Source organism: Bradyrhizobium sp. B039, assembly GCF_038965675.1.
GTDB lineage: Bacteria > Pseudomonadota > Alphaproteobacteria > Rhizobiales > Xanthobacteraceae > Bradyrhizobium > Bradyrhizobium diazoefficiens.
The window spans coordinates 7,521,980-7,542,738 of the sequence record NZ_CP152416.1 but is presented as its reverse complement, the minus strand read 5'-3'; the positions used below and the strand labels follow the sequence as shown (position 1 = coordinate 7,542,738).

The window sequence follows — 20,759 nt, the reverse complement described above, 5'->3', positions numbered from 1 at the left end:
AGAGGGCGCAACAACGACAGCGATGAGGACGGCGTCAGGACCGCCGCCGCGATCTCAGCCCAGCGGACCGCGCTATTGCGACCAGCAACACCATCGAGATGGGGGCGGTGTCGATGATCCGCAGCCGGCGTCCATCCGATTGCTTGTGGATCGCAACCTGGTGCATGCCATGGCGGATGCGGACCTCGCCGGCCGCGACCGTCACCGCCACGCGCTCGCCGATCAGCCGCCACGGCACCGAGTAGCCGTTCGTGTCGATCTCGACGGCGCAATCATGGCCGACGACGCGGGTCAGTTCGCGCAACGATCCGAACGACGGCTGCCCGCAGAGCGGTTTCAACCGGTGTGCCTCGTCACGCGCGAAGCGGACGATCGGCGCCTCGCCGGTCGTGCCGTGGATACGCACGTTCGCTACCTCACGCTCCCACTCGACGAGATGCGCCTCGAATGCCTCCCAGCTCGCGAAGGAATGCCCCGCAATCGCGTTCTTCTTCACGTAGCCGACGCCGTTCTCCGTCTTGCCCTTCGTGCGCGCCCGATACGGCGCGCAAGCGCGAGGACGGAAGCCCCAATGCTTCGCGAACGCGATGAGCCTGTCGTTAAACTGAACCAACCGGCTCACCGCGTCATGGCGCACCACGAGCGCGCGGGGATTGTCCATCAGCACTTCCTCCGGCACGCCGCCGAAGATCGCGAATGCGCTCTCGAGCCCGGCGAACCAGTGCTCTTGCTTCTCGGCCCGGAACGCACGGACATGCAGCAGCCGCGAATGCCCGAGCGTCGCCACGAACACAAACGCCTTGATCTTCACCCCGCCGATCTCGACCAGACGCTCGCCGAAGTCGATCTGCAGCTGCCGGCCCGGGGCGTCTCGAAGCGCGTCGTCGCCAGCGCTTCGGCCTTCAGCGCCTGGCGATAGGGCTGCGCGGCGCGTTGCAGCGTCCGCCGGCTGACTGCCACGCCTCGCTCGGCCAACAAGTCCTGGCGCCCACGTCGGCATTGCCGCGATGCCGAATGAGCCTCTCGCGCAGCCAACCTTCAAGGCCGTCGAGCTGCTTCGGCCGCTCAGGCGACTTGAACGGCTTCACCCCGCCCGCCGCCACGTAGTCCTTCACCGTGTGATGGCTGCAGCCCAGATGCCGCGCAATCGGCTTCACACCCCACCCGCACGCCTCAGGCGCAACATCTCCGCCACGTCATCCGGCGTCTTCATCACCTGCCCCCGTGGATCGCTCCATGGCGAGCCTTCAGCTCGTTCTTGCTTCATTCACTCTCTCCTCAGCTATCCGAGGAGGGGGCAATTGCTCGTGACGCTGAGGAGGCAGCTTTCCATGGCGCGCGACACGAAGATGACGAAGAAAAGCCGGCGGGCGCACTCTCCGGCATTCAAGGCGAAGGTTGCCTTGGCTAACTAGCTCCTGGAAGGCGCCGCCGGCATGTTTGGGGATGACAATCATCACCGACGATCCCGACCTGTTGCCGGGAGTCCGCCTTCGCCGCAAGACTGAACCGGCTGGTGCTGCAGGGGCTCGGCAGCTAGTCCAAACACGTGCCACGCTCCACTGCCCGCCCTTGCGGGTAGCCACGAGGTCGGCGGCGCGCTGTAACCGCTGCTCGGCCTCGATCATGGCGCGGTTGGTAAATCGTGCCTCGCCCCGTTCGTCATTGCCGAGGTCCACGAGATCAGGCGAGGCAGTCACCGCATTCATCACCTGGTTGAATGGTCCAGTCCGTCCGAATGACGATGCGCGAACATCGCAAGGTCACGCCCGGTGAAGGGCGCCTGCTGGTGGGTGATGGCGTCCAGTGCAACATGAGGGTCCGCGATAATCCGCTCGCCATTCTCCCGCGCAATTCGTCGATAGTCCTCGGCGCCCTTGGCCTAAAGACCTTCCGTCTCCATCCGCTGCCGGGGCTGCCAATCTTGTGCTGCGGCTCAAGCGCGATGCCCTGGGCCTCAAGGCTGCGGTGATCGATCCGTGCCATCGATCGAGTTCAGCCAATCGCTCGTTAACATGCTCGGCCCATTGCTCGCGCCCCCGCTCGACAAGCTCCGTGCGATTCCACTCCCACAGCTCGGGACCGAACCTAGGCTCGCCATCCTCGCCAATACTCACGCCGCGCATGGTGAGTATGACATGGGCGTGGGGTTTCGCCATGCCGTCCGTGCCGATATATCCCAATGCAAAATGAGATCAGCGGTCATGCCGGCCTCCACGAACTCGGCCACTACGAAGTCGCGGGCCAGTGTGATGCCCTGTTGCTGGTTCATCTCCTGCGAAATGGCAAACTCCACCTCGCGGGCAAGCTGCGCATCCTTTCTGATCTCACGAGCTTCAACCTCGTTCCAAAGCTGTTCACGGTCGCGCCAAGCTTCCGGCGCGTGCTCTGGCAGCATCACTTCGGAATGGACAATGCCGCTCTTGTTGGAAAAGTGCTGATCGCGGTCGATACGCGCGTCATGCAACCGCGAGCCTGAGCGGTAGGCGGCCGACGCAATCGCGCGCTGTCCTTTCGCGCGGCTGATGACTTCGACGCTGAGGTGATAGATTGCCATGACGGCAATCCAGCTACTATCAACAAGCGCACGTCGGAACGACGTATAAGCGCCCCTTGAAAAAAATTCTCGGGACGGCTCACCATAGTTCGCAATCCACCGGCTGCCTCTCCACAGGCGCGTGGCTATTCTCAGGTGCATCATCAATCGATGGAGACCGAAGATGCGCAAACGACAGGACGTTGATGCGGAGTTGAAAGCATTCGCCAACAGGACGAAACAACTGAGGGAATTGCGCGTGCGGCTGCTCGGAGAACTCGTCGTGCCGGAGCGTCGGCCAGCAAACAAGAAGGCCCAGCCGTGAGGCCGAGCCTTCTTGCGTCAGTATCTCCCGACTCTTACCTCGCTCCAAGTATCGGCAGCTTGTAGTTCACGCCAAGGCTAACGGTCTGTACGGTCGTGCTGTTGGGTGAAAGCGGTACGCTGCCAAGCCCGGCGGTGGTAAAGACGGGCGACTTGCCGAAGTCGTAGTACTTGTACTCCAGCGCCATCGACCAGTTGGGCAGCAGCGCGTATTCAAGACCGCCGCCGACCGTCCAGCCCCAGTTCGTGTTGCCATTCGTCAGTATGGTGCCGGAAATACCGCCGGTGTTGAACTGGTTAGTCTGACGATCCCAGGCGGAGCCGCCCTTGACGTACAGCAACGTGCGGTCAAACGCGTACCCGACGCGCCCGGTCAGAGCGCCAAGAGCGTCGATCTGGCTGCCGCAGTTGAAGCCGGCAATCTGCGGGCTCGGGAATGCACCAAAGCAGGTGTTGGTGCCTTGGACGTTGGCCCAGTAACCCGAAGCCTCAAGACCCAGGACCCAAGAGCCCGTCTGGTAGTTGATGCCGATCTGACCGCCGAACATGGCACCACCCAGATCAGCGTAGTCGCCCGACACCGGCGTCGGGAACGGATCCGCATAGTGGCTTCTGCCCTTGCCCGCGCCGATCGTGCCGCCGAGATAGACGCCGGCCCAGTTCGTGGGCATCACTGGTGGGGGCTCCTTATCGATCCCGTTTGCCTTGGCCTGGGCGGTGTCGAGTTCGCCGGACTTGTAGGAGGCCTGCAGGAAGCCGCCATAGCGCTCCGAATAGAACTTCGTTGTCTGTGGTGAGCCACCGGGAAACTGGGAGTAAGCGCTATCGGTTGTAAAGAACCAGTAGCGGCCGCCCACACCAACGCTGAAGCGGTCGGAGACGGCATAGGACAGCACGGCCTCGAACTGTGTGCCCCAGCCGTGGCCCGGATCAGGCGTGGGATTGATATCGGCACGGAGCCAGTGGTTGTCGAAGCCGGAGCGGCTAGCGTAAGGCAGGTAGGCAGCATCGACTTCAAGCTTGAGCCTGTCGGACAGCCTCGCCTGTGCATTGATGCCGATAGCAGCCGCCCGCCAAGTCTCGGTTTCGCTTAGGACCAGGAAACTCTTCGAAGCCTCTAGCGGGGGCCCGTTGGTCGCCTGTTGTTGGATACCAAAGCCGTTGGCGCGCTCATAGAACGAGTGATAGCCGACGTACGCACCAAGCCTGCGGCCGTCGTCGTTGATGAAGTTGTAACCGACGTCCGCGGTGCCATACGTGAACCTACCACTCTTCATGTCCGAGTTCGTGTTGGAGTAGTTGATGTAAGGGAAATCCTCATCGTTCAGCTTGCCGTCGACGAGAGGCCCGAGGCCAAGATTGCCCCTGGCGAAAAACCCGCTCTTGTGATCGAAGCGGAAGAAGGTTTCCGCGGCATGTCCGGTCTGATCGCCATAGATCAGGCGAGAGACCAGGTGTGTGGGCCGCAAGCCGTACAGGTCCTTCTGCATGCGGCCCGTGCTGCCAAAATAGCGACTCCCGGCTTCAATCGTCCAGCCGCCAAGCAGCACTGGCGTCGTCGCCGCATCGGCCCTGGCATTCAGGATCGGCCCGCCAAGGCCATAATTGACGCCTGCCTTGATCATATCAAACCGTTGCCTGAAGCCGACGGTCGAGGCGTTGTTGAACTGGTCGACGTAGTTGGAGTCCTTGCTGCCGAAATCAAAATGATCGTATTCGACAAACGCTGACAGATTCGGGCTGAATGCGTACTCAAGTCCCAATCCTCCCATCCAACCCCAACGCGTGCCGCTCTGGTTGAACTTGTTGATGTAGTGACTGGTCCGGGCATCGCTCTCGTCGGTCGCCCACGCCGCGCCGGCCTTGCCGTAAATCAGCAGATTGCCCCAGGTCTGTCCTAGCCGGCCAGCAATCGTGCCGAGCGAGGTGACGCGATTGTCGCAGGTAAAGCTGATCACGCCGTAGCGGTTGTCCGCACGATTCGCGCATTTCGCAAAGCCGTCGACATCGGCGGCGCTTGCCGCGATCTCCAGTCCGGTCACCCAAGTGCCAAACTGATAGTTAACGCCGATCTGGCCGCCGCCAAGCAGACCTTCGGCGTTGCCGCTTCCGGGGAAACCTCTGTTGGAGAAATCCGCCTGCAGCCCGGTGGCGGTCTGCCAATCGCTTGAACCGAATGCGCCCCCGAGATGCGCGCCGACGTAAATGCCGGTCCAATTCCACAGGGTCGACGGCGCTGCCGTAATCGGCGGCGCGGTCTTGACCGGCAGGTCCGCCGCGTGAGCCGGACCGTAAAGGCCCGCCATCCAGCAAATTGAGTTGCTGGCAAGCAATGCCTTCAACCAGCACGGACGAGAAAAACGAAACCGATCATGCCCCATGGTTATTGGTACGTCCCTGGTAGACTGGAAAAGTGTGAAATGGATCCGCGGAGCGGGACCGGCCCTGTACGCTGCCGGCTGATTTCGCATACAGCGGCCCGTCGGACCATTGCGCGGCCTCTTGGTCCGCACCAAAGCGGTAGTTCAGGCCAAACTTTCCGATGTGATAGTTGCTGGTCAGGCTGGTTGTGTCCGCCGGCAGAATCGCAAACGGAAGTAACTGCACTGTCGAAGCCGTCGCGACACTCGTGCCGCCAAAATGCCTTGGCTGCGCTGCTCGCGACGAGCGCAATTGGTGTCGCTCCACAAAAGATAATTCTAGATCGCATCAAAGTTTGTCCTGCACTTCCCAGTTCACGACGCGCCTCCTTAAGTATCGCCGCACGACAAATCGTCGGAGCAGACCAGACCCGCGGCAACGCGCGCCAGGTCCGTCCAGAAGACCACCGCACTGCGATTGGTGATGGTGCGCGAATGAAGCAATGCATGTGCCAAACTGAATTCGCATGTTTTGCAGGGGCTTCGGAAGAGTTTGTCGTCAACTTGCCGACTGTTGTCTCAAATTCGACAATGTGAGCTTTCGGCAGTCTCTCCATAGCCCGACATTTGCGAGGGCAGATCCAATAGGCAACGTTTATAGTTGCGTGGAATAGTTGCGCGCCGCCAAAACGGAAAACAATCAGGGCTTTGGAGTGAGTGGCGATTGTGATCCCGGATGCTCAAAAGCAACCCATACGATGGGGTGGCCGCCGAAATGGAGAAGAACACAGGACTTCCTGAAACTGATTGCGCTAGGTGATTTCAACCGGTAGGCGCCCAGTTGAAGATCACAAAGGGTCAAACGCCGATTCCACGAGCCTTTTGGGCGCAAGCTCGCGCTAATGACAAAAAATGCGCAACTTGATCTGTGACGATTCCGTCGCCGCCGTTTGCTGCTATACTGCGTTCGCGCCGCGGTGGTGGTGGAAGGCGCGACCGTCAGACCTTTATCTCACGGAGCCCACCACCATGATCACCTTGGGACCACTGCTTGTTTTCCTCGTCATAGGGTTCTTCGCCTGGCTGCTCTTCACGCTTGCAGTCTTCGCGTTGCCCGTCTTCGCCGGGGTAACGATTGGTCTTTGGGCCTTCCACACGGGAGCCGGCGCTCTGGGCGGCATCGCTGTCGGCCCCGTGGCTGGCGCCGCAACCTTCGGCATCGGCCAGCTCGCACTCGCCCTCGTGACTTGGACTTGGCTCCGGCTCTTCGTCATCATCTTCTACGTCGCACCAGCCACCGTCGCCGGTTACAGCGCTACGCATGGAATTGCCCAGATGGCGATGTCTTCACCCACGTGGCAGACGGTTTTCGCGGTCGTCGGAGCCGTTGCCATCAGCATCACAGCTTTCATCCGCTTCACTGGAATAGCCGCGGACGGACCAGCAAGACAGCGCTTGCCGCGGGGCTGATATGTGTACTGGGGCGGCGGCCTAGTACGACCCAGTCACGACGGTATCGCTTCGCCGGCGATCGATGTGGACGCGGACACGATCAGCATCATGGGCCGTTCGAGTTCTTCGGCCAATTGCGGCATCTGCTGGATCTGCTCGTGTGTCGGGGCAAACTCCTCGACCCGCCGAACTTGAACCAATCCGTCCGACGTTCACCCTCGACGGAATTCGATTGACAGGCCAAGTCTTGCGGCCCTCCTCATCAGAAATCCAGTGCGGATGTGCCGCTGCCATGAAGATCGGATGCTCAATTGTAAAGACGAAATGCCGTCAGGAACCAGCGCCTTGCGGATCAAGCGCACGAGGCGGCCTAAATCCTGAACATAGTGAAAGGTCAGTGCGCTGTAGGCGAGGTCGAAAGCCGTCTCAGGTAGGTCCAGTGTGTCGAGATCGGCGATGCGATACTCGATGGCAGTGTCCGCTGTGTGCGCCCTGGCACGCTCGATCATGTTCCGCGACAGATCGAGACCAAGAACCGAGGCCGCGCCCTGCTCGCGCATCCAGCGCGAGGCCCAGCCGAAGCCACATCTTAGACCGACGACGCGTTTCCCGCCCAGATCGGGCAGCATAGCCCGGATCGCGGGCCATTCAGGAGCGCCGTCGCGTCCATACATCTGCCGGGGCAACTGGCTGTAGCCAGCGAAGAAATCGGGATTGTCGTAAATATTCTGCGCCATGTCTGCCTGCTATTCGGCTTTTCGCCTTGCCCGGGACGTTCCTGCTGATCCAAGCAGAATTGTCGCAGTGGGCTGCGACGCGTCATGATCCGAAATCAAGCTGCACAAAAAGACATCTTAAATCTTAAATCGGGCTTCTCGCGCCGAAAACGAAAAACCCCGGCATGAAAGCCGGGGCCACGTGATGCCACGGCGTACATCCGGCTGCGACAACCAGGCGACAGTTAGCACGCGGTTTTCGAAGAAAATGTGACCTTGCGTCGTCGTTCCTGAAGTCGGCCGATTTCAAGGTGCTTGAACTTCGCACGACCATCACGTGGGGCCTTCTGTCCAAGACCTGCGATCGAGCGAGACAACGGATTCCTTTCCACTTCGCGCAGAGACTTGCCGCCGGTTCGTTGATTGATTTAGATGAGAAGGTGGTTTTTCTTTTTGGAGCAAATGACGTGGCGTTAGGTACCGTTAAGTGGTTCAACCCGACGAAAGGCTATGGATTCGTTGCGCCGGACGATGGTGGCAAAGATGTTTTCGTGCACATCTCTGCGGTAGAGAAGGCCGGCTATACCTCGCTTGTTGAAGGCGCGAAGGTCGGCTACGAGCTGGTGACGAACCGCAGCGGCAAACAAGCCGCAGAAAATCTCCGCCTAGGATGAGGCGGAGCTCGAATGCTGGCATTCTTTGAGCTAGTCCGAATCTCGCGCTTTTGAGACATTTGGAATATATCTCAGTTGGCACTCGAGGGCGGCCAAAGTCGAACGGGCTGAATCCAAAGGTGCAGTCGCCTCGCTTAGGTTGGCCCACGATTCGTCCCGCCGCGAGACAGCTACCAAGCCAATCTCAATGCTATCCTTGAGAGACCTCGGGTCTTCGCTGCATAAGGCGCGCCCCAACTCAAGCAGTGTCCTGGTCAGTGCTCGATGCGCGGAACGTTCCTTTCGCTCCAGGCCGTCGACCACGGCGAGGGCCCCGCGATAGTGCCGTATCGCTTCGATGGTTCTGTTTTCGAGGTTGCTATTGTCGCTCATCCGGTTCTCTTCTCCCTCGAGCTCTAGCGGGCATCGTCCTGCGCGAGATCCTCCTTTTGGGCTGCGCGGCTAATATGTCGTAACCGCTGCAGGGCCGGCCGGGGAAAGGCCTGGCGACGGCTGATAGCGTCACATTGAAAGGGGTTGACCGGATCAGGCATTCAGCGTGCTCGCGATTCTTCCTTGAGATACAGTGAGAGCGGCCCAGGCGTCGAGGCTCGACCGATCATCGCAGAGTGGCAGTTTCGTGGCAGTCCTTGGGCGGCGTCGACCAAATGGCGACGGATCACAGATACGGCCAGCCGCTCTCGTCAACGGGGCGTCCAGCCGATCCGAGATCGCGGAAGCGGAGATCCGTCTACCTGCAATAAAGAGAGCTCATCACCATTAGATTCGGTTGCGCCAACTCTTTCAGTGGACTCGCAGATCGCCACGTTCTCTTTGATGTCAGCTCTGTTCGGACCGAGCGCACCAAACGGCCTCTTCGATGGATTGATCTGGCCGAAGGACGGCTGACGCCTCGACCGCCTATGGCGCAACGGCGCCGATCGACTTTCTTCCCCTGCCGGCTGCGCCGTCATTCCTCGCGAAACAAGAAAGTCGCTTGGCTGCCATCCTCCGCTGACGCTTCGGCCCCTTCGGGGTGCGCCGTCGATCGCCTCCGGCCTGTCGATCACCATCGAGGCCGCAAGGTGCGGGCTCGGAAAACAGAGATCAAGGAGAACTACCATGGCGACCATCGGCACCTTCAAGAAGACCGGCAACAACGAGTTCAACGGCGAAATCGTCACCCTCTCGCTGCAGGCGAGGAACGTCCGCATCGTCCCCGAAACCAGCCGCTCGGGCGACAACGCCCCCAGCCACCGGATCTATGTCGGCCGGGTTGAGATCGGGGCCGCCTGGTCCAAGCGCTCCAATGAGGGCCGCGACTATCTCGGCCTCAAGCTCGACGACCCGAGCTTCACCGCACCGATCTTCGCGAACCTCTTCGCCGATGAGGAGGGCGAGGGCTTCAGCTTGATCTGGTCTCGTCCAAACCGTCGGAACGGCGACTGATCCGATCCGCAATGCCTCGCCCGGCTGGCCCGGGCGGGGCATCGCTAAGCTCAAGAGCTGGCCCGTGCAGAGCTTGGCGAGCCGATACACATGCCGGATCAATCCCGATCAGCGAGCGCGAGTTTGCCCCGCCTTGATCGGCCGTCTTTGATTGGCCTCTAATACGGTATCGACGATGTCCTCCCAGTCGGGGCAAATTGCGACCAACTGATCCAGCACAGTGGGATCGCGCTCGATCTGGCCGAGCGCCTGAGCGCGCCATTGGTCGTTGAAGCTGATGCTCATCAACCCCAAACATTCGACGACCGAACTGTCAGGCGGCAAGTGTTCCAAGATTGCCGTCACTATGCCGGTCCATTGTTGAAGTAGACGCCGATACTCAGCGGCGGGTCCGCTCTCCAACTTCTCTTGAAGGAGATCAATCAGCAAGAGGAAGCGAATCCGCCAAGGTTGGGGCCTGAGGTCCCCGACGTAAGCGTCCATGACTTCGCGGATGTCGGCTGGCAAGTGCTCGGACAAGGTCATAAAGCTCACTCCATCTCACTCAGCACGCCCTTCCGTCCCTGGACAGGTATGCGTCTCTGAAGACAGACCAGATTTACATAAGTCGCCTATCAACTAGGGTCTGTACCTAAATAGCGCCACGTGATTCTCTTGCCTACGTGTTGATTCGGGGGCGAGAGAATGCGCGCTGGTTTGTTTTGGCTGAACGACAGGCAATGGGCGCGTATCGAACCGCATCTGCCGAGGGGACTGACGGGGCCGGATCGGGACGACGACCGACGCATCGTCAGCGGCATCATTCACATGCTGCAATCGGGTGCACGATGGCGTGATTGTCCACGTGAATACGGCCCTTACACGACGATCTACAATCGCTTCAATCGCTGGGCCAAGCGAGGACGATGGTGCGCAATCTTCGAAGCGCTGGCCAAGCCTGGCGAAGACGGCGTCGTACTGTCGCTCGACTCGACCTCGATTAAAGCTCACCGGTGTGCCTCCGGCGGAAAAGGGGGGAGCACAATCAAGCAATCGGCCGCTCGCGCGGAGGCCGCACGACAAAAATCCATGCGCTGAGCGATCCGCTCTGCCGGCCGGTCGTCCTGCATCTGACTCCAGGCCAGGATGCCGATATCGCTGCGGCTCCCGATGTCCTGGCGCTCGCGCCACCCATGAGCGTGCTCCTCGCCGACAAAGGGTATGATGGCGACAAGCTTCGCGGCGAAATCATTCGTCGTGGCGCCAAGCCCGTAATCCCCAATAAATCTAACCGTGTCGCATCCATCGCTTCAACAAACGCGCCTACAAAGGACGAAATGTCATCGAACGCTGCTTTGGCAGGCTCAAGGACTTCCGGCGCATCGCCACGCGATATGACAAGCTCGCCCGTAATTTTTTGGCCGCTGTTCATCTCGCCGCTCTCGTCGCATATTGGCTCAATTGAGTCTGGACCCTAGTGCAATCGTGCGTTCCACCAACTACCGATATCACTGCCAAGGACTCGATTGTCTGGTTCGGACCAATGTCCACAACCGGACGCATGTACCATGAACAAACCCGCTTGAGGATCTCCATCTTCGAGCAGCACGCAGCTTGCTTCGTTTGCGCAGGCGCTCGTTATTGGACAGGAAGGGGCAGCGGAGTGCATGATGCGATCTGGAGTTCGTCTTTGGGAAGCCACAACCATTGCGCTTCTAGCCCGCGGCAGGCCGGCCCGGCCGACTTTGGGCCAGCAGTGAAGCTGTGTCTGATCCTCTGGCACCAATCCGCAAACGGCGGAGCAGAACACAACATTGGCCTCTGGCCCCGACGGTTGCGTTATTCGCGGCTTCGGCCTGAGCCTTCCCATTCTGCACATCAACGGTTTCACCCGCTCGCGCTTCACCGCATGGCTCCCGGCCCGCATAATGGCCGTCATGCGCCGGGGGGCGTGAAACGGCCGATTAGCAAGCAGCTGGCATATTCGCCGCAACAACAACAGATCAGCATCCTTCGGAGTAGGTCGCAGCTGACAGATATCGGAACGACCCACGCGAACCAAGTGGCATGGTCGGCGGACCGACAGTTCGTCAAAGCTTTGGCCAATGAGCGCGGACTGCTCGTGTTCCTGATCCCTTTGCTGAAAAAGCTGCCGCCCAAGATCGCCTATCGGAGACGCGGAGTTTCTCCGCGATCGGCATTTCGCGCTCCGCCCATCGCGCTGCTGCTGCTCCTGGGCTCTCGCAGCTTGCTCCAGTAGCTGTGCTTCCAGGCATAGTTCGGTTCGGATGAACCTGATAACCCGTCAGATCAGCCATCACATGCTTCCGCAAACCTTCCAGCGCGACGCCTTCAGCACGAATTCCCTGGGCCGAAGCGAGGCCGACTTGAAGAGATTTCAGCGTAGCGGTTCGCGTCGATTGCCGAGGGTTTCTGCGCAACCGCAAGAGGGCTGGAGCCAGTGCCACGGCTCGATGCCGAGAATTTAAGGTAACGTGTTCACCATTTTCCTGCTCGCTGTTGTGGCTAGTTGTATCAGGACGTCAAGTAAGTGTGAGTTCATGCAACTGGAGACTTCGGTCTGGCCGCCAGTCTGCGTTGGCCGCTTCATCAGATTGTTGGCCTTGCTGACCCGACGGAAAGGTTAGTGGCTGTGGCTGCGCATCGTCACAAACTGACTGCGGTTGCGCCAGGGCACGATCCGTGGCTCTTCACGTCGCTAGTCTGCGACTGCTTGCTTGCCATAGCCGTTGTCATCGCGACTGGTTTCGGCCCCGTCGTAAAGGCATCGGCGCAGAACGTCTCCTACAATACGCAGCCGCCGCGTCCGAAGCCGCCGAAGGCCGCCAACGACAACCAGATGCTGGTTCAGGCGACCGAGGTCGTCTACGACTACAATAATTCGCGGATCTCGGCGGTCGGTAACGTCCAGCTGTTCTACAACGGCACCAGCGTCGAGGCTAACAAGGTCGCCTACGACCAGAAGACCAAGCGGCTCCATGCCGAAGGCAACATCCGCATGACGGATGCCGAGGGCAAGATCACCTATGCCGAGACGATCGATCTGTCCGACGACTATCGCGACGGATTCGTCGGTTCGCTCCGGGTCGATACCGCCGACCGGACACGGATGGCCGCAACGCGCGCCGACCGTTCCAGCGGCAACTACACCGTGTTCGAGAACGGCGTCTACACGGCCTGCGCTCCGTGCAAGGACGATCCGAAGAAGCCACCGCTCTGGCAGGTCAAGGGTGCCCGCATCATCCACGACCAGCAGGAGAAGATGCTGTACTTCGAGACGGCGCAGCTCGAGTTCTTCGGCGTGCCGCTCGCTTACATGCCCTACTTCTCGACGCCCGACCCGACCGTGAAGCGCAAGTCCGGCTTCCTGATGCCGGGCTTCACCTCGAACACGGGCTACGGCTACGGCGTGGAGGTCCCGTTCTACTGGGCGATCGCGCCCGATATGGACGTGACCTTCAACCCGCGCATCACCTCCAGGCAGGGCGTGCTGTTCCAGGCGGAGTTCCGCCAGCGCCTGATGGGCGGCGCCTACCAGATCCGTGCTTACGGCATCGACCAGCTCGATCGCGGCGCCTTCGCCGGGCAGCCCGGCGACCGCCAGTGGCGCGGCGCCGTCGAGACCAAGGGTCAGTTCGCGCTGAACGACAAATGGGTCTGGGGTTGGGACGGCGTCGTGATGTCCGACTACTATTTCTTCTCGGACTACCGCCTGTCGCAGTACCGTGACCCGCTCGGTTCGTTCCTGAACCTGCCGACCGACGCGGTCTCGCAGCTCTATCTGACCGGCGCCGGCAATCGCAGCTTCTTCGACGCACGCACGATGTACTGGCGGAGCTTCTCGGGCAACCAGGACAAGGTCCCGATCGTCTACCCCGTGATCGACTACTCGAACGTGCTCAACTATCCGGTGTTCGGCGGCGAGTTCAGCTACAAGACCAACTCCGTCAACCTGTCGCGTGACAGCGCCGTGTTCGATCCGATCACCACGCTCGCCAACACCAACAGCCTGTGCACGACGGCGTCGGCCGATCCGCTCGCGCGCACGCCATCGCAGTGCCTGCTGCGCGGCTTCCCCGGCACCTATACCCGCCTGTCGGCGGAAGCGCAGTGGCGCAAATCCTTCACCGACCCGCTCGGCCAGATCTGGACGCCGTTCGCCGGCCTGCGCGCCGATGCAATCAACTCCTCGGTCTCGAACCAGCCGGGCGTGTCGAACTACCTACCGGTCGGCGACACCCAGGCATTCCGCCTGATGCCGACGGTCGGCCTCGAATACCGCTATCCCTTCATCAACGTTCAGCCCTGGGGCTCGACCACCGTCGAGCCGATCGCGCAGATCATCATCCGCCCGAACGAGACTTATGCCGGCAAGTTTCCCAACGAGGATGCGCAGAGTTTTGTATTCGAAACGTCGAACCTGTTCAGCGTCGACAAGTTCTCCGGTTACGACCGCGTCGAGGGCGGCGGCCGCGCCAATGTCGGCGTGCAGGCCACCACGCAGTTCGACAAGGGCGGCGCGGCCAAGGTGCTGTTCGGCCAGTCCTACCAGCTGTTCGGCATGAACTCCTACGCGGTCCGGGACTCCATCAACACGGGCCTCGATTCCGGTCTCGACAAGCCCCGCTCCGACTACGTGGCGAGTATCGACTACTCGCCCAACCGCACCTACACCTTCAGCGTCCGCTCCCGCATGGACGAGCAGACCTGGAACGTCCAGCGTTTCGAGGCCGAAGGCCGCGCCAACTTCGATCGCTGGTCGATCAGCGTGATGTACGGCAACTACGCGGCACAGCCGGAGCTCGGCTATCTGACCCGCCGCGAAGGCATCCTCACCACCGGCTCGCTGAAGGTCGCGACCAACTGGGTGGTCACGGGCTCGGCGCGCTGGGACCTCGAGGCCAACGAGATCAACCAGTATGTGGTCGGTGCCGGCTATGTCGACGATTGCTTGGTGCTGGGATTGAACTATCTGAAATCCTACAATTATACGGTAGGCGGCGTGCCCCCCGTCTTGAATGAGACCTACATGCTAAGTATAGGTCTACGAACATTCGGGACGATCGCAATCGGCTTCTGAGGCACGGATAGCGGCGCATGCGGGTCACGTCGGGGGACGTCACCACCACGACCGAGGCGCGCAATAGCGGGCAGGCGGTCACGGCTGTGCTGGGAAAGCTCGAGTTCGACGAACGCGCAGAACTGTTCCACTTCAGCCATGTCGGTTTTGGGCGCGCGAGATCGCGGCTTTGGGTCATGACGTCAAACTGCTGCTACCTCAATATGTGAAGCCATTCGGTCCGCCCCGACGGCGCGTATTACCAGTGGAGGAAGGATCCACCCAGAGAGTTGTCGATTGATCTGGTAGCTGACGAGCGGTTTGGACGAGCAATCGGACGGATCGAAGCCTCGTGACAAAGGTCGCTTTAGGCGGCCGAGCAATCCAGCGGGCCGTAACGTGAGTGAAGCCTGAGCACGCCTCGAAAGTTACGATGTGAATGCCGACCCGATCGTATGGCGGGGAAGGCCGTGCGGACAGGGAAGCAATCGACGCACGCACCTGTCTGGTTCACCGGGGTAATGGGCACGGCACGTTGGAAAGGTAGTACGGGTAATCGGGGGAGACCCGTCTTGGTCGAAGGTCGCGCCTTCAGCATTGAGTAGTCGATGGACCGGACGGGAGTCGGACAGGGTCAAAGGTACCGATGAAACCGGGTAATTCCGGCGGAGGAAAGGACCCTGACTTCAGGTGCGCTTTTGAAGATGGCGAGGGAAAGGGTAGATTGGCGATGAGCCTTGAAACGCCCGATAAGATCAGGAGCCTTCAGAGAAAGAAAGCTTTATTGTAAGGCGAAGGCGGAGCCTGCCTTCCGCTTCTACGTGCTGTACGACAAGATCTGCCGCGAGGACATTCTGAGCCATGCCTACAAGCTGGCCCGCGCCAACGCGGGTGCGCCGGGAGTGGACGGAATAACTTTCGAACAGATCGACGCGTCGGGACTCGAAGCATGGTTGGCTGGCCTGCGCGATGAACTCGTCACGAAGACCTATCGGCCCGATCCGGTGCGGCGGGTGATGATCCCGAAGCCCGGCGGCGGCGAACGTCCGCTCGGTATCCCAACAATCCGGGACCGGGTCGTCCAAGCTGCTGCAAAGATCGTGCTGGAACCGATCTTCGAGGCGGATTTTGAGGACGGAGCTTATGGATATCGCCCGCGCCGCAACGCGGTCGATGCCGTCAAGGAAGTGCACCGGCTTATGTGCCGGGGCTACACAGATGTTGTTGACGCCGATTTGTCGAAATACTTCGACACGATACCGCACTCGGACCTCCTCAAATCGGTGGCCCGACGCATCGTCGACCGGAATGTGCTGCGGCTGATTAAGTTATGGCTGCGAGTACCGGTCGAGGAGCGGGATAGCAACGGGAAACGGCGCATGAGCGGCGGTAAGAGCAACAAGTGTGGCACGCCACAGGGGGGTGTCATCAGTCCGCTGCTCTCCGTCATCTACATGAACCGGTTCCTGAAGCATTGGCGTCTCAGCGGTCGGTGTGAAGCATTCCATGGCCAGATTATCTCCTATGCCGACGACTTCGTCATTCTCAGCCGCGGCCACGCGGAAGACGCATTGACGTGGACGAAAGCGGTGATGACCAAGCTTGGGCTGACACTCAACGAGACTAAAACCTCGGTGAAGAATGCCCGATTGGAAAGCTTTGACTTCCTTGGGTACACGCTCGGACCCCGCCACTTCCGCAATGGGGGGCGGTGGTATCTTGGCGCGGCTCCGTCGAAGAAAAGCGTGCTGCGGATCAAGAGGAAGGTCAGCGAACTGCTGACGCCGGGCAACAAGGGCGCTTGGCCCGAAGTACAAGCACGACTGAACCGCCTTCTGCGCGGCTGGTCCGCTTACTTCAGCTATGGCTCGCTTGCTACGGCTCATCAGGCCGTTGATCGACACGTCTTTGACCGCGTGCTCGCCTTTCTGCGCAGACGACATAAGACGCCAGGACGTGGCGTCAGACGGTTCTCTGATCAGATCTATGGGAACCCTGGCGTACTTGTGCTGAACCGCGTGCGCAAAGTGTCGCCGACGTGCGCCTTGTGACGAAACCTGTCGGAAAGCCGGATGCGGGAAAACCGCACGTCCGGTTTGATGAGCGGGGAGAGGAAACGGAACGCGCAACAAGCGCATCACCGCGCCTCTCCTCGACTCTACTCAAGCGCGGGAAGACTGATGCTGCCGACGCAGAGGCGATCAGCGAAGCTGTCGCGCGCAATACCATGCGCTTCGTCCCGGTTCGTCGAACACTGCAATCACGTCCGCTATCATGAGAGCATCGACAACCTCACTCCTGTCGATGTCTACTTCGGCAGGGCTGAGGCGATCCTTGCAAGCCCGCAGCAATTGGCTCTTCCATTCGGTCGTCCCCCATCGCGGGTGTCAAGCCGCGCACGCGGGACCGCGATTTTAATCGACCCGAAGCTACCGGTCAGCGACCGCGGCTGGCTGCCGTGTCGATGCCCGTAACGGGGCGTTCCCTCATGGCCGGCCTTCATGCCGCGTCCGTAGCGCGGCCGCGCAAGGGCCGCATCGAGCTCGCTGCGGAGCAATTCCTCTAATGAGTTCCCGCGTTGGTTTCCGCACCGCCGTTTCAACCGGATCGAACCAATTTCGAAAAGCTGCGGAGCCGTCTCTCTTTCACACGGCGGGGAAATGCATCTTTGTGACATTGCTGGTCATGGCATGGTCTCCGATCCGGCGCTCCAAACGGCGGATGATTCGAGGTTGATCACCTCAGAGACTACGCCGCTTTCAATTCCAACCAATCCTGCGGCGGGACCCTGTCTGAAATCCGCCAGCCTGTCGGGAACGCAACCCGGAGCGCGAGAAAAATAGCACGTCTGGCTCTGCGCATAATGGCCCAACTCTTGCGAGGGGCGAGCGGGCAAAGGTCAGGTTGGAGATTGAGAATGGCGAGCGTGTCAAAGCTAAAGGTGTTTGCGGCCCTGAGTGCGGCCAGTGTTGCGCTTGTGCCAATATCGGCAAAAGCTCCGATATGGAGTTCGAGCGCTCAATACGGGAGCTTTTCAATCGATGGCTACAGTTGGAACAACGACGTATGGGGCAGGGGCGCAGGACCCCAGACTATCTCGGTGAGTGCTGTCAACCAGTGGGGGGTGTGGTCGAACCAGCCTGATACTGGTGGCATCAAGAGCTATCCCCACGAGGGTTTCAATGTCGGCAAACCGCTCAGTTCGATCAACACTCTGATCTCGAACTTCAATCAGGAAGTTCCGACTAGCGGCGCCTGGGACGTCGCCTACGATATCTGGGATAGCTCAAATCAGTATGAGATAATGCTCTGGACGAATTACACCGGCAATCCCGATGGTGGCGGCAACGTCAAGCCCATTTCTTACAAGTACGCTTCTTCCGGGGCGGCGATACCGATCTACACAAATGTCGATGTAGGCGGAGCGACTTGGAACGTGTTTCAAGGAGAAAATCACCATAAGGTCATCTCATTCCTGCGCACTTCGAAGACCAACAGTGGGACGGTGGATATCAAGAGTGTCCTGCAGTGGATCAAGTCTAAAGGGTACTTTGGGGAGATAAACGTCGGCAACGTCCAATACGGCGTTGAGATCACCTCCTCTCCAGGTGGGATGAACTTCAACTTCAATAATTGGACCCTGACATCGAGGTGAGTACCCACGGTCGGTGAGGTGAAGTGGCCTCGGATTTTGGACCGGCGGCTCAGATGGTGCGGATGCCGTTTTGTTTTGATAAACGGAGACCATGAAGAAGAACGAGACGGAAAATCGAAGCAGCGCTGAAGGCAAAGATCGCCTTGGAGCCGCTGCGAGAACAATCAAAGGTGACGGATCTGGCGCTACCAGCGGTGGAGAGAAAATTACGTGAGGCAACAACTCAGTTCAGGAACATTTTCGGCCAGGCAATGCGACAGCTCCCTAGCAAACATGTGGAGCTGATCGCACCGGACGAAAATCGATTCGCACAATGCTCACGCTGCGTGGGCAGCCCGTCGGGGGCTGGGTGGTTTGTTGCGGGGGCGACGTCGAGAAGTGGACTCTTCGCCTAGTCGCCCTCGATCTTCGTTCGCAATCCCCCGAGGAGAGAAACATGTCGTGGGACGACCAGCAATTCTAACGGACGAAAGCTGTGCCGCCGCTCCTACCTTGCAGTGCGCCCGTTTTTCACAAGCTCAAAGAAATAGCGAGCGAAATACGCAATTTTGGATTTTCGCATCACCACCGAACTTTCGGCACTGTTCTTGAAACGGGCCATTCCGCACCTCGCCGAGTTGGGTGAGAACGATCAATGCCCGCTGCGCGACCTTTCGTGAGCGAAGGTAGCGGGAGATGTCCCGATCGCTGTTGAGCGCCGCGCTCGTGACGTGGGCAACGGGCTTGATCGTCATGCGATCGTGGTGAGCTTGAAGGGCCGCACGCAGAACCGACGATTTCTTATGCGCCTTCAATCATCGGAAACCCTTGTTGGCCTCGATCATGCCGGCCGCGACCCATCGCAAGGTCATACCGGCATCCCGCCGGCGTTTGACGTTGCGCGTGACCCGGCGAATGGTGCCCTGAAATGGACCCCGGTTTTGGGACGAGAGGCCAGGTTGGAAAAGGGCCGCTCCGTTTGATCGACGGAGGGCATGATGACGAAGAAGACGCGACGGAAGATCGACGCGGTGTTGAAGGCAAAGATCGCACTGGAAGCGGTGCGGGAGCAGGCGACGGCTGCCGATCTGGCCCAGCGCTATGAGGTTCACCGAACCAGATCTATGCTTGGAAGAAGCAGCTGCTGGACCAGGCGGCCCGGCTTTTGACGTGGGTGTCGGGCGCGAGAGCGAAGGAAACGCGCGAACGCGAGATCGAGAAGCTGCACGCCAAGATCGGACAAACTGACGGTCGAGCGCGAGTTTTTAGCGCGGAGGTCCGGAAGATGAGCACGCCGGACCGTCGAGGAATGCTCGAGCGCGTCGACCAGGCGCTGTCGATCCGTCGGCAATGCATGTTGCTCGGCATCGCCCGTTCTAGCGTCTACCGGCCGCTACAGCCGGCCAATTCAACGACCTTGCCCTGATGCAGCGGATCGACGAGCTGATCACCGCCTGGCCATTCCTGGGCTCGCGGCGAATGACCGCGATGCTGAGGCTGAGGGGCTTGCGGTCAATCGCAAGCGCGTGCAACAGTTGATGCGCAAGATGGGCATCGCCGCGCTGGGACCGAAGCCGAACACGACAAAGCCGGCGCCGGGCCACAAGATCTCTGTCCCGATCTGCTGCGCAACATGAACGATCGACCGGCCGAACCAGGTGTGGGCGGCCGACATCACGTATCTGCCCATCGGCCGCGGCTTTCTCTATCTCGTCGCCATCATCGACTGAGCGAGCCGTGCGGTTCTGGCGTGGCGGCTGTCGAATACGATGGACGTCTCGTTCTGCGTGGCGGCTCTGGACGAGGCGCGGCGACGTACGGCACGCCGGAGATTTACAACACCGACCATGGCAAAGGCGTTCTCCGATCGCATCCGCCAGCGCGCTTCCGCTCGCGGTTACAAATGGCATCTGGACGAGGTCGTTATTTCGATCGCGGGCGAACAACATTGGCTCTGGCGCGCTGTCGACCAGAATGGCTTCGTTCTCGACGTCTTGATCCAGCCCCGAAGAGACTCGCGCGCTGCGCAGCGGCTCATGAAGAAGCGCTTGAATCCGCCGGCACGCCGCTGCGCGTGATGATCACGGACAAGCTCCGTTCGTACGGCGCTGCGAGGGCGAGCATGGGCTTTCACGTCGGACATCGCCCGCACAAAACTCTCAACAATCGCGCCGAGAATTCTCATCGGCAGACGCGGCGACGCGAGCGGATCATGAAGCGTTTCAAAGCGCCCCATCAGGCTCAACGGTTTTAGTCAGTTCACGATCAGGTCGCGAACGTTTCCGCATCCCCTATCTCGGAGCTGTCGCCGCCGACCTCCGTCGTGCTTCGCGCGAACGAGCCTTTGCGACTTGGCGCGAAATCTCCGCGACAAGCGCTATCGCCGAATCTCGGACCTTTGAAAATCGCCTCCTTCGTCTCGGCGGTCGATTAAGTTGACGATGCCATCCATGCGTCGCCCACACGTTCTTCCTTGGCCTTCTTGCATCATGGCCGACGAAGACCGAGATGCAGCCCGCAAAGCTGATCGGCCGCTACGGCAGGACGTTCTGGTGTGTTCGAGGTCAGACATACGG

At 60.2% G+C, this 20,759-nt stretch carries 14 protein-coding genes and 6 pseudogenes; 12 read left to right on the top strand and 8 right to left on the bottom strand.

All coding sequences use genetic code 11. The features are described from left to right. Positions 1 to 34: 34 nt before the first annotated feature. From istA to mobQ, 3 genes and pseudogenes are all read right to left on the bottom strand, one after another. Positions 35 to 820 (bottom strand): IS21 family transposase, encoded by a 786-nt coding sequence (gene istA / locus AAFG50_RS35720; protein WP_231166748.1) that lies wholly within the window; start codon positions 818 to 820, stop codon positions 35 to 37. Continuing rightward, on the bottom strand, positions 808 to 960 hold the full coding sequence (locus tag AAFG50_RS35715) for a hypothetical protein (RefSeq protein ID WP_231166761.1): 153 nt from the start codon (positions 958 to 960) through the stop codon (positions 808 to 810). Before AAFG50_RS35715 ends, istA begins: the two co-directional genes overlap by 13 nt. A gap of 611 nt (positions 961 to 1,571) precedes the next feature. Then, positions 1,572 to 2,557 (bottom strand): annotated as a pseudogene (gene mobQ / locus AAFG50_RS35710) (MobQ family relaxase); the annotation flags it as partial. A 163-nt stretch (positions 2,558 to 2,720) separates the two neighbouring features. On the opposite strand from mobQ, the gene AAFG50_RS35705 reads away from it, so the two are divergent. Next, positions 2,721 to 2,861 carry a hypothetical protein gene (locus tag AAFG50_RS35705; RefSeq protein WP_156149859.1) on the top strand — a complete coding sequence of 47 codons (141 nt, stop codon included), beginning with the start codon at positions 2,721 to 2,723 and terminating at the stop codon, positions 2,859 to 2,861. Between the two features lie 34 nt (positions 2,862 to 2,895). Here the strand turns inward: AAFG50_RS35705 and AAFG50_RS35700 are convergent, their stop codons facing one another. Continuing rightward, positions 2,896 to 5,241: an outer membrane beta-barrel protein gene (locus tag AAFG50_RS35700; protein WP_232675247.1), complete on the bottom strand. Its 2,346-nt coding sequence runs from the start codon at positions 5,239 to 5,241 to the stop codon at positions 2,896 to 2,898. Positions 5,242 to 6,249: 1,008 nt separating this feature from the next. On the opposite strand from AAFG50_RS35700, the gene AAFG50_RS35695 reads away from it, so the two are divergent. Continuing rightward, positions 6,250 to 6,690 carry a hypothetical protein gene (locus tag AAFG50_RS35695; RefSeq protein WP_026312808.1) on the top strand — a complete coding sequence of 147 codons (441 nt, stop codon included), beginning with the start codon at positions 6,250 to 6,252 and terminating at the stop codon, positions 6,688 to 6,690. A 35-nt stretch (positions 6,691 to 6,725) separates the two neighbouring features. Here the strand turns inward: AAFG50_RS35695 and AAFG50_RS35690 are convergent. After that, positions 6,726 to 7,409, bottom strand: a pseudogene (locus tag AAFG50_RS35690) (class I SAM-dependent methyltransferase). A 446-nt stretch (positions 7,410 to 7,855) separates the two neighbouring features. Between AAFG50_RS35690 and AAFG50_RS35685 the strand changes: the two are divergent. Beyond that, entirely contained in the window at positions 7,856 to 8,062 is a 207-nt protein-coding gene (locus AAFG50_RS35685) for a cold-shock protein (protein ID WP_026312807.1), read from the top strand. A 1,101-nt stretch (positions 8,063 to 9,163) separates the two neighbouring features. Continuing rightward, entirely contained in the window at positions 9,164 to 9,490 is a 327-nt protein-coding gene (locus tag AAFG50_RS35680) for a DUF736 domain-containing protein (protein ID WP_011084751.1), read from the top strand. 108 nt (positions 9,491 to 9,598) lie between these two features. Here the strand turns inward: AAFG50_RS35680 and AAFG50_RS35675 are convergent, their stop codons facing one another. Beyond that, on the bottom strand, positions 9,599 to 10,015 hold the full coding sequence (locus tag AAFG50_RS35675; RefSeq protein WP_026312806.1) for a hypothetical protein: 417 nt from the start codon (positions 10,013 to 10,015) through the stop codon (positions 9,599 to 9,601). A gap of 137 nt (positions 10,016 to 10,152) precedes the next feature. Here AAFG50_RS35675 and AAFG50_RS35670 point away from each other — a divergent pair. The 4 genes and pseudogenes from AAFG50_RS35670 (at position 10,153) to ltrA (ending at position 16,600) form a co-directional block, all read left to right on the top strand. Beyond that, positions 10,153 to 10,934 (top strand): annotated as a pseudogene (locus AAFG50_RS35670) (IS5-like element ISBj2 family transposase). Positions 10,935 to 12,203: 1,269 nt separating this feature from the next. Then, positions 12,204 to 14,570: an LPS-assembly protein LptD gene (locus AAFG50_RS35665; RefSeq protein WP_223153708.1), complete on the top strand. Its 2,367-nt coding sequence runs from the start codon at positions 12,204 to 12,206 to the stop codon at positions 14,568 to 14,570. A 17-nt stretch (positions 14,571 to 14,587) separates the two neighbouring features. Next, positions 14,588 to 14,779: a hypothetical protein gene (locus AAFG50_RS35660; protein ID WP_014497849.1), complete on the top strand. Its 192-nt coding sequence runs from the start codon at positions 14,588 to 14,590 to the stop codon at positions 14,777 to 14,779. A gap of 507 nt (positions 14,780 to 15,286) precedes the next feature. Further along, positions 15,287 to 16,600, top strand: coding sequence for a group II intron reverse transcriptase/maturase (ltrA, locus tag AAFG50_RS35655; RefSeq protein WP_074076608.1), 1,314 nt, complete (start codon positions 15,287 to 15,289; stop codon positions 16,598 to 16,600). A gap of 276 nt (positions 16,601 to 16,876) precedes the next feature. On the opposite strand, the pseudogene AAFG50_RS35650 reads toward ltrA, so the two are convergent. Further along, a pseudogene (locus tag AAFG50_RS35650) lies at positions 16,877 to 17,173 on the bottom strand (IS256 family transposase); the annotation flags it as partial. 293 nt (positions 17,174 to 17,466) lie between these two features. On the opposite strand from AAFG50_RS35650, the gene AAFG50_RS35645 reads away from it, so the two are divergent. After that, on the top strand, positions 17,467 to 18,204 hold the full coding sequence (locus tag AAFG50_RS35645; RefSeq protein ID WP_014497847.1) for a hypothetical protein: 738 nt from the start codon (positions 17,467 to 17,469) through the stop codon (positions 18,202 to 18,204). A gap of 695 nt (positions 18,205 to 18,899) precedes the next feature. On the opposite strand, the pseudogene AAFG50_RS35640 reads toward AAFG50_RS35645, so the two are convergent. Then, positions 18,900 to 19,106 (bottom strand): annotated as a pseudogene (locus AAFG50_RS35640) (IS256 family transposase); the annotation flags it as partial. A gap of 75 nt (positions 19,107 to 19,181) precedes the next feature. Here AAFG50_RS35640 and AAFG50_RS35635 point away from each other — a divergent pair. The 3 genes and pseudogenes from AAFG50_RS35635 to AAFG50_RS35625 form a co-directional block, all read left to right on the top strand. Then, entirely contained in the window at positions 19,182 to 19,352 is a 171-nt protein-coding gene (locus tag AAFG50_RS35635; protein ID WP_162130978.1) for a hypothetical protein, read from the top strand. Between the two features lie 116 nt (positions 19,353 to 19,468). After that, positions 19,469 to 19,609, top strand: coding sequence for a hypothetical protein (locus tag AAFG50_RS35630; RefSeq protein WP_154694111.1), 141 nt, complete (start codon positions 19,469 to 19,471; stop codon positions 19,607 to 19,609). Positions 19,610 to 20,036: 427 nt separating this feature from the next. After that, positions 20,037 to 20,617: pseudogene (locus AAFG50_RS35625) on the top strand (IS6 family transposase); the annotation flags it as partial. Positions 20,618 to 20,759: the final 142 nt, after the last annotated feature.

Bases quoted from the DNA above. Each gene is read 5' to 3' on its own strand.
- AAFG50_RS35705 (WP_156149859.1), top strand. From the start codon at position 2,721: ATGCGCAAACGACAGGACGTTGATGCGGAGTTGAAAGCATTCGCCAAC.
- AAFG50_RS35700 (WP_232675247.1), bottom strand. From the start codon at position 5,241: ATGGGGCATGATCGGTTTCGTTTTTCTCGTCCGTGCTGGTTGAAGGCA.
- AAFG50_RS35695 (WP_026312808.1), top strand. From the start codon at position 6,250: ATGATCACCTTGGGACCACTGCTTGTTTTCCTCGTCATAGGGTTCTTC.
- AAFG50_RS35680 (WP_011084751.1), top strand. From the start codon at position 9,164: ATGGCGACCATCGGCACCTTCAAGAAGACCGGCAACAACGAGTTCAAC.
- AAFG50_RS35675 (WP_026312806.1), bottom strand. From the start codon at position 10,015: ATGACCTTGTCCGAGCACTTGCCAGCCGACATCCGCGAAGTCATGGAC.
- AAFG50_RS35660 (WP_014497849.1), top strand. From the start codon at position 14,588: ATGCGGGTCACGTCGGGGGACGTCACCACCACGACCGAGGCGCGCAAT.
- AAFG50_RS35645 (WP_014497847.1), top strand. From the start codon at position 17,467: ATGGCGAGCGTGTCAAAGCTAAAGGTGTTTGCGGCCCTGAGTGCGGCC.
- AAFG50_RS35635 (WP_162130978.1), top strand. From the start codon at position 19,182: ATGACGAAGAAGACGCGACGGAAGATCGACGCGGTGTTGAAGGCAAAG.
- AAFG50_RS35630 (WP_154694111.1), top strand. From the start codon at position 19,469: ATGAGCACGCCGGACCGTCGAGGAATGCTCGAGCGCGTCGACCAGGCG.